This is a genomic window from Thermosynechococcus sp. M3746_W2019_013, assembly GCF_015296045.1.
Classification (GTDB): domain Bacteria; phylum Cyanobacteriota; class Cyanobacteriia; order Thermosynechococcales; family Thermosynechococcaceae; genus Thermosynechococcus.
On the sequence record NZ_DVDW01000049.1, the window covers coordinates 1 to 13,717 of the forward strand.

Annotated in this window: 13 protein-coding genes and 1 tRNA gene; 5 read left to right on the forward strand and 9 right to left on the reverse strand. The window is 53.5% G+C overall.

Features of this window, described 5'->3' with window-relative positions:
- The 3 genes from menD to ftsH3 all read right to left on the reverse strand — a co-directional run.
- On the reverse strand, positions 1 to 1,012 hold a 1,012-nt coding region (gene menD, locus IGQ16_RS08965; protein WP_297061125.1), incomplete at its 3' end, for a 2-succinyl-5-enolpyruvyl-6-hydroxy-3-cyclohexene-1-carboxylic-acid synthase.
- A 152-nt stretch (positions 1,013 to 1,164) separates the two neighbouring features.
- Positions 1,165 to 1,235: transfer RNA gene (locus IGQ16_RS08970), tRNA-Gly, on the reverse strand.
- A 55-nt stretch (positions 1,236 to 1,290) separates the two neighbouring features.
- Positions 1,291 to 3,129: an ATP-dependent zinc metalloprotease FtsH3 gene (ftsH3, locus tag IGQ16_RS08975; RefSeq protein ID WP_024125602.1), complete on the reverse strand. Its 1,839-nt coding sequence runs from the start codon at positions 3,127 to 3,129 to the stop codon at positions 1,291 to 1,293.
- A gap of 110 nt (positions 3,130 to 3,239) precedes the next feature.
- Between ftsH3 and IGQ16_RS08980 the strand changes: the two genes are divergently transcribed.
- Positions 3,240 to 4,079 (forward strand): pentapeptide repeat-containing protein, encoded by an 840-nt coding sequence (locus tag IGQ16_RS08980; protein WP_157869717.1) that lies wholly within the window; start codon positions 3,240 to 3,242, stop codon positions 4,077 to 4,079.
- On the opposite strand, the gene hisB is transcribed toward IGQ16_RS08980, so the two are convergent.
- Together hisB and IGQ16_RS08990 are read right to left on the reverse strand one after the other, a co-directional pair.
- Positions 4,076 to 4,708, reverse strand: a complete 633-nt coding sequence (hisB, locus tag IGQ16_RS08985) for an imidazoleglycerol-phosphate dehydratase HisB (protein WP_024125604.1) — start codon at positions 4,706 to 4,708, stop codon at positions 4,076 to 4,078. The genes IGQ16_RS08980 and hisB overlap by 4 nt on opposite strands.
- Positions 4,709 to 4,714: 6 nt before the next feature.
- Positions 4,715 to 5,323 (reverse strand): hypothetical protein, encoded by a 609-nt coding sequence (locus IGQ16_RS08990; RefSeq protein ID WP_024125605.1) that lies wholly within the window; start codon positions 5,321 to 5,323, stop codon positions 4,715 to 4,717.
- Positions 5,324 to 5,450: 127 nt separating this feature from the next.
- On the opposite strand from IGQ16_RS08990, the gene IGQ16_RS08995 reads away from it, so the two are divergent.
- Together IGQ16_RS08995 and IGQ16_RS09000 are read left to right on the forward strand one after the other, a co-directional pair.
- Positions 5,451 to 6,365, forward strand: coding sequence for an FtsQ-type POTRA domain-containing protein (locus IGQ16_RS08995; protein ID WP_297061128.1), 915 nt, complete (start codon positions 5,451 to 5,453; stop codon positions 6,363 to 6,365).
- Between the two features lie 49 nt (positions 6,366 to 6,414).
- Entirely contained in the window at positions 6,415 to 7,146 is a 732-nt protein-coding gene (locus tag IGQ16_RS09000) for a peptidylprolyl isomerase (protein ID WP_024125607.1), read from the forward strand.
- On the opposite strand, the gene IGQ16_RS09005 is transcribed toward IGQ16_RS09000, so the two are convergent.
- Together IGQ16_RS09005 and IGQ16_RS09010 are read right to left on the reverse strand one after the other, a co-directional pair.
- Positions 7,106 to 7,642 carry a DUF2062 domain-containing protein gene (locus tag IGQ16_RS09005; protein ID WP_024125608.1) on the reverse strand — a complete coding sequence of 179 codons (537 nt, stop codon included), beginning with the start codon at positions 7,640 to 7,642 and terminating at the stop codon, positions 7,106 to 7,108. The two genes, IGQ16_RS09000 and IGQ16_RS09005, sit on opposite strands and share 41 nt — an antisense overlap.
- Before the next feature lie 78 nt (positions 7,643 to 7,720).
- Positions 7,721 to 8,932, reverse strand: coding sequence for a tetracycline resistance MFS efflux pump (locus IGQ16_RS09010; RefSeq protein WP_024125609.1), 1,212 nt, complete (start codon positions 8,930 to 8,932; stop codon positions 7,721 to 7,723).
- Positions 8,933 to 9,258: 326 nt separating this feature from the next.
- Between IGQ16_RS09010 and IGQ16_RS09015 the strand changes: the two genes are divergently transcribed.
- A complete protein-coding gene (locus IGQ16_RS09015; RefSeq protein ID WP_297061130.1) occupies positions 9,259 to 10,662 on the forward strand; it encodes a BCD family MFS transporter in 1,404 nt (467 codons plus the stop codon).
- A gap of 6 nt (positions 10,663 to 10,668) precedes the next feature.
- Here the strand turns inward: IGQ16_RS09015 and IGQ16_RS09020 are convergent, their stop codons facing one another.
- Positions 10,669 to 11,919 (reverse strand): hypothetical protein, encoded by a 1,251-nt coding sequence (locus tag IGQ16_RS09020; protein ID WP_024125610.1) that lies wholly within the window; start codon positions 11,917 to 11,919, stop codon positions 10,669 to 10,671.
- Between the two features lie 309 nt (positions 11,920 to 12,228).
- A complete protein-coding gene (locus IGQ16_RS09025; protein WP_297061132.1) occupies positions 12,229 to 12,633 on the reverse strand; it encodes a hypothetical protein in 405 nt (134 codons plus the stop codon).
- A gap of 427 nt (positions 12,634 to 13,060) precedes the next feature.
- On the opposite strand from IGQ16_RS09025, the gene IGQ16_RS09030 reads away from it, so the two are divergent.
- Entirely contained in the window at positions 13,061 to 13,702 is a 642-nt protein-coding gene (locus IGQ16_RS09030) for an L-threonylcarbamoyladenylate synthase (protein ID WP_297061134.1), read from the forward strand.
- The last annotated feature ends 15 nt before the right edge of the window (positions 13,703 to 13,717 follow it).

Consider the following 13,717-nt stretch of genomic DNA (forward strand, 5'->3'; position numbering starts at 1 on the left):
AGTCCACCGCTTGGGGGGCGATCGCCAACATCTGACAGCGGCCATGGAGGGGATTGTTGTTGTCGCCCGTGGGGTCAAGGCACCAAATCAGGGGATCGCAGGCACTCAGCCATTCCCGCAGGGCTTTACTGGTGGGCAGCGGTCCCAGTTGAATCACCCCTTCAGGACGCAGATATTCCCGAAGGTGGGCATCTCGCAGCAGCAGATCGTAATGGCTAATCCCGTGGGGCAGTCCCCGCGCCGAAGAGAGGGCATCGGCAAGCACCGGCCACTGAAGAAAGCGACTCAGGCGATCAATCGCGGCAGCTTCCGCCAGAGGATCCACCCCATGACTGGGCCCCGCAATAATCAACCCCCGCTGTATCTGTTGCCATGTTTGCCAAGGGAGAGAGGTGACAACCCGAGGCGGTACAAAGGGCTGCACCTGATCAAAGAAGCCTTTTGGAAGTACCCCATGAAAATTGGCCTCAGAGCGCAGGTCAAGGGGATCCCGTAGAGGAATATTCAAATGTACTGGCCCCGGATCCGGCCAGAGGGCAGTTTGCCAGCTATGGCAGAGGGTTTGCCGTAGGTAGGGCAGCAGGGGGAGTTCCGGCAGACTCACTTCGCGATAGTGACGTACTGCATGACCATAGAGATGCACCTGATCAATGGCTTGCCCCGCTTGGCAAAAGCGCAATTCGGGGGGGCGATCGGCAGTCAGCACAATTAGCGGTAAATGACTGAGGCTTGCTTCAATAATGGCCGGGTAGAAATTGGCAGCGGCAGTACCTGAAGTGCAGACAAGGGCAACCGGTCGCCCCTGCTGTTGAACAAGGCCAAGGGCAAAAAAAGCCGCCGAGCGTTCATCAAGAATCGGCACAGCCTCAAGATGGGGATGGGCAGCCGCCGCGATCGCCAACGGTCCAGAACGCGATCCCGGCGAGAGAACCACTGTCCGCAGTCCCAAACGGTAGAGGGTTTCAAAGAGGACACTGGCCCAGAGGACATTCAGATTTTCAGTGAGAATCATCCATCCATCCATCCAGAAGTACTGTCCTAGCCTACGGGGCTGAGCCCTAGGCCATAGAGTTCTAAATCCAGTTTGAAATTTGAGACCCTCAGAGAGCTCTCAGAATCTCTGAAATGCCCTCAATAGCTTGGTTTTGGGGGTTTTGAGTCCTAAGCGGGCAGCGGGAATCGAACCCGCGTCTCTAGCTTGGAAGGCTAGGGTTTTACCATTAAACCATGCCCGCAGCCCCAGGGAATACTACATTAGCACGACCCTTGGGGCGATCGCAAAGGACCATCCTAGGGAATCGTTGCCATCTTGACGTCGTTGCGATCCAAGATGCTTTGGAGTTCCTCAGCATCGATCGTCTCTTTTTCAATGAGCACTTGGGCAATTTGGTCAAGGACGTGGCGGTTGTTCACCAGTACCTCTTTGGCACGGCGATAGGCCTGCTCCACTAGGTTGCGCACTTCGTCATCAATGGTGGCAGCGGTTTCCTCAGAGAAGTCCCGTTCCGCCATAATGTCGCGGCCCAGGAAGACATTCCCCGTTTGCCGTCCCAAAGCCACAGGCCCTAGGCGATCGCTCATCCCAAAGCGGGTAACCATTTGCCGTGCCACCCGCGCCACCTGTTGCAGATCGTTTGAAGCACCCGTTGTCACCTCATCCTCGCCAAAGACAATTTCCTCAGCAATGCGACCCCCAAGGGCAACGGCCATTTGGTTTTGTAGGTAGGCACGGCTATAGAGACCCGAATCCATCTGATCTTCGTTGGGGGTAAACCAAGTTAGCCCCCCTGCCCGCCCCCGCGGAATGATGCTCACTTTTTGCACAGGATCGTAGTCCGGCATCAGGGCACCCACAAGGGCATGACCCGCCTCATGGTAGGCGACTAACTTCTTGCGGCGATCGCTCATGACGCGGTCTTTTTTCTCAGGCCCTGCGAGGACGCGATCAATGGCATCGTTAATCTCATCCATTGAGATCTCGGTGAGGTTACGGCGAGCCGCAAGAATGGCGGCTTCATTGAGCAGGTTCGAGAGATCCGCACCCGTAAAGCCGGGCGTACGGCGTGCAATTTTATCGAGATCCACATCCTTAGCGAGGGTTTTGCCGCGGGCATGGACTTTGAGAATATCAAGCCGACCTTTGTAATCGGGGCGATCCACCACCACTTGACGGTCAAAACGACCGGGACGCAACAGCGCTGCATCCAAAACATCTGGACGGTTGGTCGCGGCAATAATAATAATGCCCGTATTCCCCTCAAAGCCATCCATTTCCGTCAGCAGTTGGTTGAGGGTTTGCTCCCGTTCATCATTGCCACCCCCTAGGCCGGCACCGCGCTGGCGACCAACGGCATCAATCTCATCAATAAAAACGATACAGGGGGCATTGGCTTTGGCCTGTTCAAAGAGGTCGCGCACCCGTGAGGCACCCACCCCAACAAACATTTCCACAAACTCAGAACCCGAAATTGAGAAGAAGGGGACACCTGCCTCACCGGCAACGGCACGGGCAAGGAGGGTTTTACCTGTTCCTGGCGGCCCCACCAGCAAGACACCCTTGGGAATTTTGGCACCGACTTCCGTAAAGCGATCGGCATACTTAAGGAATTCCACCACTTCCCCCAGTTCCAGCTTGGCCTGATCAATCCCGGCCACATCATTAAATGTCACTTGGGTTTGGGGCTCCATCTGTACCCGGGCCCGCGACTTACCGAAATTCATCGCTTGGTTGCCAGGACCCGCTTGGGCACGCCGCAACAGGAAAAAGAGCAGTACCAAGAGGCCAATGGGAACGAACAAGCTGCTGAGGGCGCGGAACCAGAAGCCATCATTGCTTTGCGGCAAAACAGCAATGTCCACATTGTTGCTTGTGAGAATGTCGAGGAGTTCGGGGTCATTGGGAAGATTCACCAGAACTCGCGTGCCATCTTGGGTAATCGCTTGAGCTTGAGAGCGATCAGGGGTGATACTGACTTTGGTGATTTGCTTACTTTCGACCTGTTGAATGAACTCACTGTAGGGCCATGTTTGTTTGGTCGTGGGTTGGCGATCAAAGAAGGCCGTGGCCAAGGCCAGCACCACGATTGCCAGAAGCACGTATAAACCTGCGTTTCGCCATTGTTTATTCACCGATCGCCATCCTCCGCTAGGAAAACTGAAAAGTCTTTACATAAGTTCATACTAACGCATTCTTTCGCAACCCTAGGTGAGCAGTCCCGTGGTTAAGATCATCAATATCCATGATAAGCCGTCAGAAAATGCTCGATTTAGACACCTGCTACCGGGTACTGGAGTTGGAGCCGGGGGCAACCCTAGAGGAGGTCAACCGAGCTTATCGGGATTTGGTGTTTATTTGGCATCCCGATCGTATCCCCAAGGACAACACACGGCTAATCGAGAAGGCACAGGAGAAGATTAAGCAGTTTAATGAAGCACGGGATCAACTGCGACAGCATATTGCCCGACAGGGGAGGCAAAGCTCCCAGCGAGCTGCTAGCCAGCGGCAGGCCTATCGCGCTTCGCCTCCCCCCCACTCACCGCCGCCGCACTATCAGTCAAATCCCTACACCTATCGCAGCTATCATGGAACCCATGGGCCGCAGCAAGCTACACAGCACAGCTATGCTCAACACCACAACCCCACCTACAGCACCTATCAACGCCAACGGACTGCTGCCCCGCCGCCCCCAGAGCCACCCCGCACGACGCCACCCCATAAGGATATGTCGGGGGTCAATTTACAGGGGGCCAACCTCAGTGAAAAGGACTTTGAAGGCCGTAACCTCAGCCATGCCAATCTCAGCCATGCCGATCTCAGTGATGCCTTTTTGCATCGGGTGATTCTCCACCGCGCCAACCTGCGCCATGCCAATCTCTTCCGCGCCAATTTGCTGCAGGCGGATCTCAGCTATGCTGACCTCCAAGGGGCCAATCTCATTGGTGCTGACTTGAGTGGTGCCGATCTGCGGGGTGCCGATCTGCGGGGAGCAAAGATGAGTCAAGGCAATCGTCTACTCGTCAAACTAACCGGGGCACGCCTCACAGGAGCCATTATGCCCGACGGACACGTCCACACCTAGGCTTGGATCACACCCTTAGAACTGGGAATTTGCTGAGTGCGGCGCGGGTCAAGGGCGATCGCCATCCGCAGGGCACGGGCAAAGGCTTTGAATGTCGCTTCAATAATGTGGTGGGAGTTAATGCCGTCCAATTGGCGGATATGCAGCGTCATGCGGCTGTGATTCACCAAGGCCACAAAAAATTCCCGCACCAGTTGCGTATCATAGGTGCCAACCCGCTGCGTCGGAATCTGTAACCCATAGTTAAGGTGGGGACGTCCCGAAAAGTCTAGGGCAACTTCCACTAAGCTTTCATCAAGGGGCGCAACAAAGTGGCCAAAACGATGAATTCCGCGGCGATCGCCCAAGGCTTGATCCAAAGCCATCCCCAAGGTAATGCCCACATCCTCATTGGTGTGGTGGTCGTCAATATGGGTATCTCCACTGGCCTGCACCCGCAAATCCACAAGGCCGTGGGTGCAAAGCTGATCCAGCATGTGATCCAAGAAGGGAATCCCCGTGTGATTGTCCGCTAGACCATGGCCATCAAGGGTAAGTTCAATGTGAACCTTGGTTTCTTTAGTCTGGCGATCGACCGTGGCTTGGCGCAACGGAGGTGCGTGGCCATTACTGAGGAGAGAATCATTCATGAAGAATTACTGACGCGGTTGGGGATTAGTAGGGGTGGCTGGTGGCGAGGTTGCCGAAGGAATTGCCCCCGTACGCGGAAAGGGCACATCCACAAAACCTAATTCTAGCAATTGCTGATAGGCTTTTTGTCCCAGTTCACGGGTGGGGTTTTGGCTCCGGATAATTTCCACTAAAAGGGGCACTGCAAGCTCGGGTTGGTTATTGGCGCGATAGACCAACGCCAGTTGAAAAGTCGCTTGATCGCGCAGTTGTGCTGCTTCTAGGGCACGGCGACGGTTACTGTCTGCCGCAGTATTATCAATTCCCAAAAAGCTAGAGTTGAGGGACTGATAAAAGTTCGAAAGTTGGTTCATCGCCGTACGCGCCTCCAGTAGCTTGCGAGCGGCGACGGCATAATTTTGGTTATTGACTGCGGCGGCAGCCTCATCTATCAAGCGCTTGCCCCCTTCAAGGGTATAGATTGAAAGGCTGGGTGGGGGTGTGGGATTCACAATCTGGACATCGGGCCGATTAGACTGATTCTGGGCAAATACCGCCCGAGGCAGTCCCCCTAGCAGTAGCACCCCAAGGAGCAGGGATGGTCTTGACCAACGAGGAAGTGTATTCAGAGGCATGGTGTAAAGCCTTTACTAAGATAGAGGCAGTTCAGCGGACAATCAACATGGCGTATCTTATCACCAAGTAATGACAGCCCGTGCAGGATCATAGGTTCCAATTTTCCTCAACACTAGGGCCGTGGCCATGGTAAATCCCACCCCTCAGGGGACAACTGCCCATGATGCTATTCGTGAACGGCGCCGCCAGCTGCAAAGTAAACGCCGCTGGCGCCAACTGGCAGGGCTTTGGCGTACCAGTGTTCTTTTGACCCTAACGGGAGGGCTAGTCTGGGGACTGACGCTGCCGTACTGGATCATCCGCGGCCCTGAGCAAGTGGTGATTCGTGGCAATCAACTGCTGAAGAGGGAAGCGTTGCAGGCACAATTGCCCCTTCAGTATCCTGAGTCGCTGCTCCGTTTGCGGCCACAGGAGATCATTCATGTCCTAGAGACCACGCTGCCTCTGCAACGAGTGACGATCGCCCGCCAACTCTTTCCGCCCACCCTGATTGTTGAAGTTCAAGAACGCAAGCCTGTCGCCGTTGCCACCTGTAATCAATGCTGGGTGATGAGTGAAACGGGTCGGCTTCAAGGGCCTGCCAGTCGCTGGTTGGTGGATGGCCTCGGATTTGTTGCGCCGCTGAGTAGTTATCAAGCCAGTGCCGTAAAGTCAATGCCGACCCTCCAGTTGCAGGGGTATTTTGTACCAGTTAAGGAGGCGCCGCGTCCGCAAACATTGGCGGTGGATAGCGATCGCCAGCAGCAGTGGCAGCAGATTCACCGGATTCTCCAGCAGCAGGATTTACCCATTACGGGCTTAGATTGGCGCAATGAACAGAATCTTGTGGTCCAAACTCCCCTCGTGCCGGTTCACCTTGGGGTCGTGCAGTGGAATAGTCCCACCTTCAATAAACAACTCAGTGCCCTGGCCCGTCTCAAGGAGTTGCCCCAGTATTTGGATCCTCGGCAAGTGGCCTTTATTGATCTGGTGAACCCCGATGAACCCTTGGTGCAACTGCGGCAACAACCAACACAGCAGCCGCTTCCCCGCAGCAATTAAGGGTCAACAGTACAGCATAATAGAGAGGTTAGCTTGGAGTGGCTGGTCAATGAAACCCCTGAAGTGCGGCACAGGATTGCCACGATTTCTGCAACGGTTGGTGATGGTGCTCAGTGTGCTTCTGCTGGTGAGTTGTGCGTCACTCTCTTCAGTGGCTGACACGAGTTCAATTCCAGGAGCACAAAGCCCAACCCCTATGGCCAACTTACCTCGACTCAATGGCGATGCAACGGTTGTGCTGACGGTCAACGATCGCCCAATTACGATTCAAGTGAAGGGGGATGCTGCCCCAATTACTGCTGGCAACTTTGTGGATTTAGTGAATCGGGGGGTCTATGATGGCACGATTTTTCACCGCGTCGTCCGTGAACCCCGACCCTTTGTGGTTCAAGGGGGAGATCCCCAAACTAAAGACCCCAAGGTATCGCCGCAACTTTACGGTACGGGTTCATTTATTGACCCAGCAACCAATCGCCCCCGCTATATTCCCCTAGAAATTCTTGGTCAGGGCAGTGACACCCCCACCTATAGCCAAGCGGGCAAAGTCTCACCCATCCTGAAGCACACGCGCGGTGCGGTGGCCATGGCGCGATCGCAACTACCGGACTCGGCCTCAGCCCAGTTTTACATTGCCCTCGATCAACTGGACTTTCTGGATGGCAATTACGCCGTTTTCGGCTATGTCACCGATGGTATGGACGTAGTGGACAGGATCCAACAGGGCGATCGCCTGCAGTCTGCTAAGGTTGTGGCCGGTTTGGAAAATTTACAGCAGCCCTAGCAGAATGCCGGCGAAAGCGTTGCCGCAGGGGGGGTAGCAGACGCAAACACAGGGCATAGGTGAAGAGTCCAGCTATGATGCCCACCCAAACGCTGCCAAAAATGAGAATCATTGCCATTTGCCCCCCTTGTTCTAGGAGCTTTTCCCAAGATTGCCATTCACCAAAAGATAGGGCAGGCTGCCCCATCAGCCACCAACCCACCTGAAAGTTAAACCAAAACAAGGGCACATAGGTGAAAGGGTTGCTCACCCAAGTGGCAAGGGCGGCCAAGGGCTTATTTCCCCGCACTAGGAGCGCTAGGGTAACGGCAATGAGCATCTGACCACCAAACAGAGGCAGCATGCCAGCAAAGACCCCTGCCCCGAGACCACGGGCAATACTCTCGATGCTGCTGTGGGAGCGCATCAGGCGCAAATAGTGATAGCGGAGCGATCGTCGCCAACAGTAGAGCCAACGGGGCTGTCGAGAAGGCTGAGGAAAAGACAACCGCATCATAGGTGAGCTGCGAGAGGGTGCAAAGGTTGGAAAAATAAAGGAATGATAGTCTTTGCTTAGCAGTTTGACATATTTTGCTTAGAGAGTGCTAGGGGTCGCATCCTTGGGCTTGCCCAACCCCAGCGCTAAAAAGCCAAGGGCGATCGCCATCATCACACTGCTTTGCCAAGCGGGTGCCACCCCACCCCAGCGATCGAAGGCCCATCCTGCCCATGCAGGGCCAGCAATTCCCGCCACACTTTGGAGGGATTGGCTAGCGCCAAGAATTTTTCCCTGATCTTGATCCCGCACCCGATTGGAGATCACTCCCCGCAGCGAGGGCAACATGATGCCCACACCAAAGGCCAAACCGATCACACACGTGTAGAGTAAAGGCACACTCAAGCTGCCCACAGTGGGAATGGCGGCAATCCCCAACAGGGCCAAGGCCACCAGTAGCAGTCCCCCCAGGCTCAAGCGCTGCTCACCAAACCGAGGAATCAAGGATCGAATCAAGCCCGCCTGCACAATCGTACTGACAACGCCAATGATCACAAAAATGATCCCAGCTTGGGCGGGTCCCCAATTCAATTGTCGCTTCAAAAAGAGGACGAAAATACTGGTAAAGCCCGCAAAGGCAAAGTTGAAGATAAAAAAAGCCATTAGTAAGGCTTGCAGTGTGCGTTGATTGAATAGCGCCAACCACTGCTGCTGCAAGGCAAAACTCTTTAGGGTCAGGGGCGATCGCTGGGCTGCGGGCAATGACTCCGGCAAGATAAAGTAAGCCAAAACCACATTGACCAGTGCCAAAACAGCGGCAAACCAAATCGGCCACTTGAGATCAATGGCTGCTAGGCTGCCGCCAAGGGCCGGCCCAAAAATGAAGCCAATCCCAAAAGCCGCCCCCGTTAAACCAAAATTCTTAGCCCGATTTGCCGGAGCTGAGGTATCGGCAATATAGGCCTGAGCCGTTGAAACCACGCCCCCCGTAAGGCCATCAATAATCCGCGAGACAAAGAGCAACCATGGCGCTGTGGCCACAGCAAAGAGAATGTAGGACGCAGCAGTGCCGGCAATACAAATCAGCAACACCGGACGACGTCCCCAGTGATCCGAGAGGGCACCTAGTAGCGGAGCAGCAATAAATTGAGCAGCAGCGAAAGCAGAGAATAGCAGTGTCAGGCTCAACGCATCAAAGTTAAATCGCTCTACGAGGAAGGGCAAAATGGGGAGAATCAGACTCTCACCCAAGCGGTCGATGACAATTGTGAGCAAAACAATAAATAATGGTGAGCGTAGGTTTATCCCCATTGATTCTGATCCGTCCTCAACTGTGATGGATGCCTGCCCTGTAGAGTTTTGGCCCTGAGAAAAAGGCAGTACAATAAAAGACTACAAGTTAACACAATACCGCCCTTTTTCCATCGATCGAAGACTGCACAAACCATCCTACTGATGAGGTGATGCAACCCATGTCCGCTTATATAGAATCTTTGAAGCGATCGCTCTTTTTGACCCTGATTGCCCTAATTGTATCATTGACGATTTCGTTCTTGATGGCAATCTAAGTTTGCTCTGAAAATCATTTATCATCTTCTATTATTGATGTGAGTTTAGTGATGTGAGTTGAGTGAGGTATGGCCACTCCTTCTGCCGCTGCACCCCCGCCGCTGCCCCTCTGGGTCATGTTTCGCTTGGGTCTCTTTCAGATGGGACTGGGCATGATGTCGATTCTGGTATTGGGGGTTCTCAACCGCATCTTGATCAAGGAATTGGCGGTGCCAGCGACATTGGTGACCCTCACGATTGCCATGCATCAACTTGTCGCACCGGTGCGAGTGTGGTTTGGTCAGCTCTCTGATGCCTATCCCATTGGTGGCTATCATCGCACGGGGTATGTCTGGGGTGGGGCTTTGGCCTTTACCTTGGTCACCTATGCCATTGTTCAAGTGATCTGGCAGGTGGGACAAAGTTTAGATCAAACGGGCTGGAGTCTGTTCACTCAAGGATGGATTGCCCTGTTGGGATTACTCTTTGCCGCCTATGGCATTTGTGTTAGCAGTAGCTCGACTCCCTTTGCTGCCCTGCTAGTGGATGTCTCTGAAGAAGAGGATCGAGGCAAATTGGTGGGCATTGTCTGGTCCATGTTGACCGTGGGCATTGTTGTCGGTGCCATTCTCACTAGCGTGCTGCTGCGGCAATTGGAGCTAGATGCCCCCATTGAACTTCTGCAACAAAGTGTCAATCGTCTTTTTTTGGTGGTTTTGACGGTGGTCTTTGCTCTCGCGATCGCCAGCACCTGGGGAGTTGAGGCCAAGTATTCCCGCTACCATGTGCGCAGTTACACCTGTAACAACCCTGAAAACATTACCCTTGGTCGCGCCCTAAAAATTCTTACTGCTAACTCCCAAACATGGCGCTTTTTTCTCTTTCTTGTCCTGATGACCCTGAGTTTATTTATTCAGGAGCCGATTCTTGAACCCTTTGGCGGTGAAGTCTTTGGTATGACGATCGCCGAAACCACCCGCTTGAATGCCTATTGGGGCATGGGCACCCTTGTTGGTTTGAGTTTCACAGGATTTTTGATTGTGCCGCGCCTTGGCAAGATTCGAACCACCACCTATGGCTGTTGGGGGGTGGCCTTGATGTTTTTACTACTCATCATCTCAGGGGTCACGCACCAGGTGTGGCTCTTTCAGTTGCAACTCTTTCTCTTTGGCATTGCCGCGGGAGTAACAACAACAGGAGCCCTGAGTCTGATGCTGGATTTAACGGCGGCAGAAACGGCAGGGACATTCATTGGGGCTTGGGGCTTGGCCCAGGCCATTGCCCGGGGATCAGCTACCATTGTCGGCGGGACGGCCCTCGATATTGGTCGTCAACTGTTTGGCGTGCCGATCCTCGCCTACGGCTTTGTCTTTTGTCTGCCGATGCTAGGAATGCTGGCCGCCGTTTTGCTGCTCAAAGGAGTGGATGTGAGTCAATTTCGGCAACAATCTCAGGTGGCGATCGCCAAGATTTTGGCTGAGGACTTGGAATAGAAGAGCCTACCAGCGGGCAAAAAAGGAGAAATCCAATTTGCCAAAGTGGGTGGCATGGGCAATATTAAAATGCTCTAGGCAATTCACCAGCCAGCGCACCTTGCCCCGACTAAAGGATTGATAGTGGTTAAACAAGATGGCAAAGCGTTTTTCAAGGTAGGGTTTCACTTTCCGGCTGAGGAGAACAATCTTGAGCAATAGGCCAATGGTTGCCGCCGTGCCGATGTTATTGAGCAAGTCAACAAAAACCAGATGGTTGGGGTTCTGGGCGCTCTCGACAACCAGGTAGTTGAGGGTCTGGCTACAGGTGCGCACAATGGTAAATTCATTTAGAGGCTGTGGCTGCTGAAAGAGGGGCAGCGTTTCCAAATACTGGTAAAAGCGCTGGCGAAACCGACCCCGACCCACATTCGCCGTGGTGTCCGTCAAGTAGTGGAAGAAGGCATCCCGAAAGTCGCGGGTGGATTTCATCCGTTGCAGCCGCTGCTCAAATTGACTGGCCAAGTCGCGATAGGTGTGGCGGCCATCCACCTTACCGACAAAATGCTGAATTGAGGTTCTGACTTCCTCTGTAGAGAGCAAGGTGGGATTTTTGATAGGGGGGATATTTTGATGTCCCTGGGCACGGCGAAACTCACTGGTGAGGTAGTGACTCAGGTTCATTTCAAATTCCTGTGTGGCTTTTTGCTGAACCTCTTGAATGTAGCGCAGCTCTTCCGGTGGGGTGTCATCCCCCACTAGGCAGTGGTTGTAAAGATAGGGGTAGCGGCGAATGAGGGTGGCAAGGGGGCGATCGCCATTTCGTTGAATCTGTACAGTATCCTGGGCATCTTCTTGAAAGAATTGCACTATGCGCTGCAGCTTTTGAAAGGCTTCACTCTCTAAATAATCCTTGACGAGTAGCCGCAGCTTACGCACCACTGGTGCCCGGCTCAGACCGCCTGCGGGCATTCCCACAGGGGTTTGCAACATGGCCAGAAATTCCGGAACAGCCCCTTGCAGCAAAGGACGCGACTGCCAGCGGTTAATTAAAATGTGGCAGCAGCGGTTCATGAAGGGACGGAAACGGTCTGCCACCTGTGCCTCAGTCACAATCCGATCCATCGCCCCTTGAATCTGGCGATCGGGATAGGTATAGCCCATAAGAAAAAGGGCACGAAACCGCTCAATGACTTGCTGCGGGCTCTCATGTTGCACGCATTCCAGCAAGTGATCGTAAATCAGTTGGTAGTCGTTGCCCTTGATCCAAGTATTCATAGGGAGGAATGCGCTCCTAAGCCACGCCGCTACCGACAGTGCTGGAATTCGGGGGCACAACTGAAAGGTCCTAACATATCTGCATGATAGAAGGCAACATTTCGTTAGCCTGTGATCGAAACTACGTTTTTGTCGTGATCCTAATCACAAGAATGCCCTGGGTTCTTTCGATTGCCCAATAGTGCAAACGCTCTACTCCCTTGTGAGGATAAGCAACAGAGCAATCAATTGACAATTGACTATAAAAGTTTGACTATAAAAGTTAGTGCTAAATTCTCTGCCCAAAAGAGTTTTTAGGCCTCGAGAGCATCAGCGCCCCTGATACCCCGAGAGCTGAGCTAGACCCTCTAGGGGATAGACGCCCTCATAGCGTTTACCGTTGATTTCCCATGTGGGATAAGCACGGATATTGGCCTCTTTGCACAGTTCTGGTTGGCCATTGGTACCGCGTGCATCGCACTCAATGTAGTTAATTCTCTTAAAGGCGCTGCCAAAGAGCTCCTTTTGCTTCATACAGGCAGGACACCAGTAGGCACCGTACATTTTGGCATTGATTTTCTTCAGGTGGTTTGCCAGCCCTTGGGGAGAAATAGTCCGACTAGTTCCCTGTGCCATAACCATGTCGGCAGATTGAAAAACAGGTAACCGCGGTACAAGGGCGATCGCCAGCCCCACACCCAAGGCAAACAGGAGATAGCGCAAGGAGTGTTTCATCGAGAACCATCCACTAACCCGATACAGTGTACTGCATTCTACACAGTGCTAGAGCTAGAGACCGCGAGCAACGTCCGGTGGTTCCGCAGCACCGCTTTAATAGTTGGGTGGGATGCGATCATGGATGCCCCCACTCAAATTGAGCGATGATAGCTGATAGTCCTCCCTTGCGGGATGACCCAGCTCGCTAAGCTTGCTACAGGCTATGGACATGCTCACCGCCAAGCAGCAGAGCAAACGGGTTGACCACTAAGCCCCTTTCCTGACACCTTGCCATAGCTCCTAGAGGGGTTTTGACCCAGAATTGGCTCCCCCAAACGTAGTCAGCCGAAGATTCGCTGGAAAGACTGTATGGGCTGCATTCGCGCATGCCGTTGCCGTTAAACTAAAACTACACTATAGCGGCAGTGCCTTTGCGAATTGTTTAATGGCAGCAATTTTTGAGCTTCATCCTGTCAACCCCCAGCCCCGCACCATCGCCCAAATTGTTGAGGCGCTCAAAGAAGGGGCAGTCATGCTCTACCCCACGGACACGGTCTATGCCATTGGCTGCGACATGAACCACAAGGGAGCGGTGCAACGGGTACGCCAACTCAAGCAACTCTCTAACGATAAACCCGTCACCTTTTTGTGCTCTTCTCTCTCCAACATTGCCCAGTATGCCTATGTCAGTGATTCCGCTTATCGCCTCATGCGTCGCCTGATTCCGGGACCCTACACCTTTTTGCTGCCCGCTACCAAACTGGTGCCCCGCCTTGTCCAAAATCCCAAACGCAAAACTACGGGGATCCGTGTGCCTGACCACGTAGTGAGCCAAGCGCTGTTGACCGCCTTGGGGAATCCAATTATTTCCACCTCAGCACGACTACCCGACGACGAGACCTATTATGTGAATACTGCAGATCTCTTCGATGCCTTTGACAAACGGGTGGATTTGATTATTGATACGGGGGAAGGGCCGGGACAACAAATGTCGAGTATTCTTGATCTCACCGTCGAACCACCGCTGCTGGTGCGCAAGGGACAAGGGTGGGAAGCACTACCGGCAGAAATGGTGACTGTTGAGTGAGCCACTCTAGCTCTT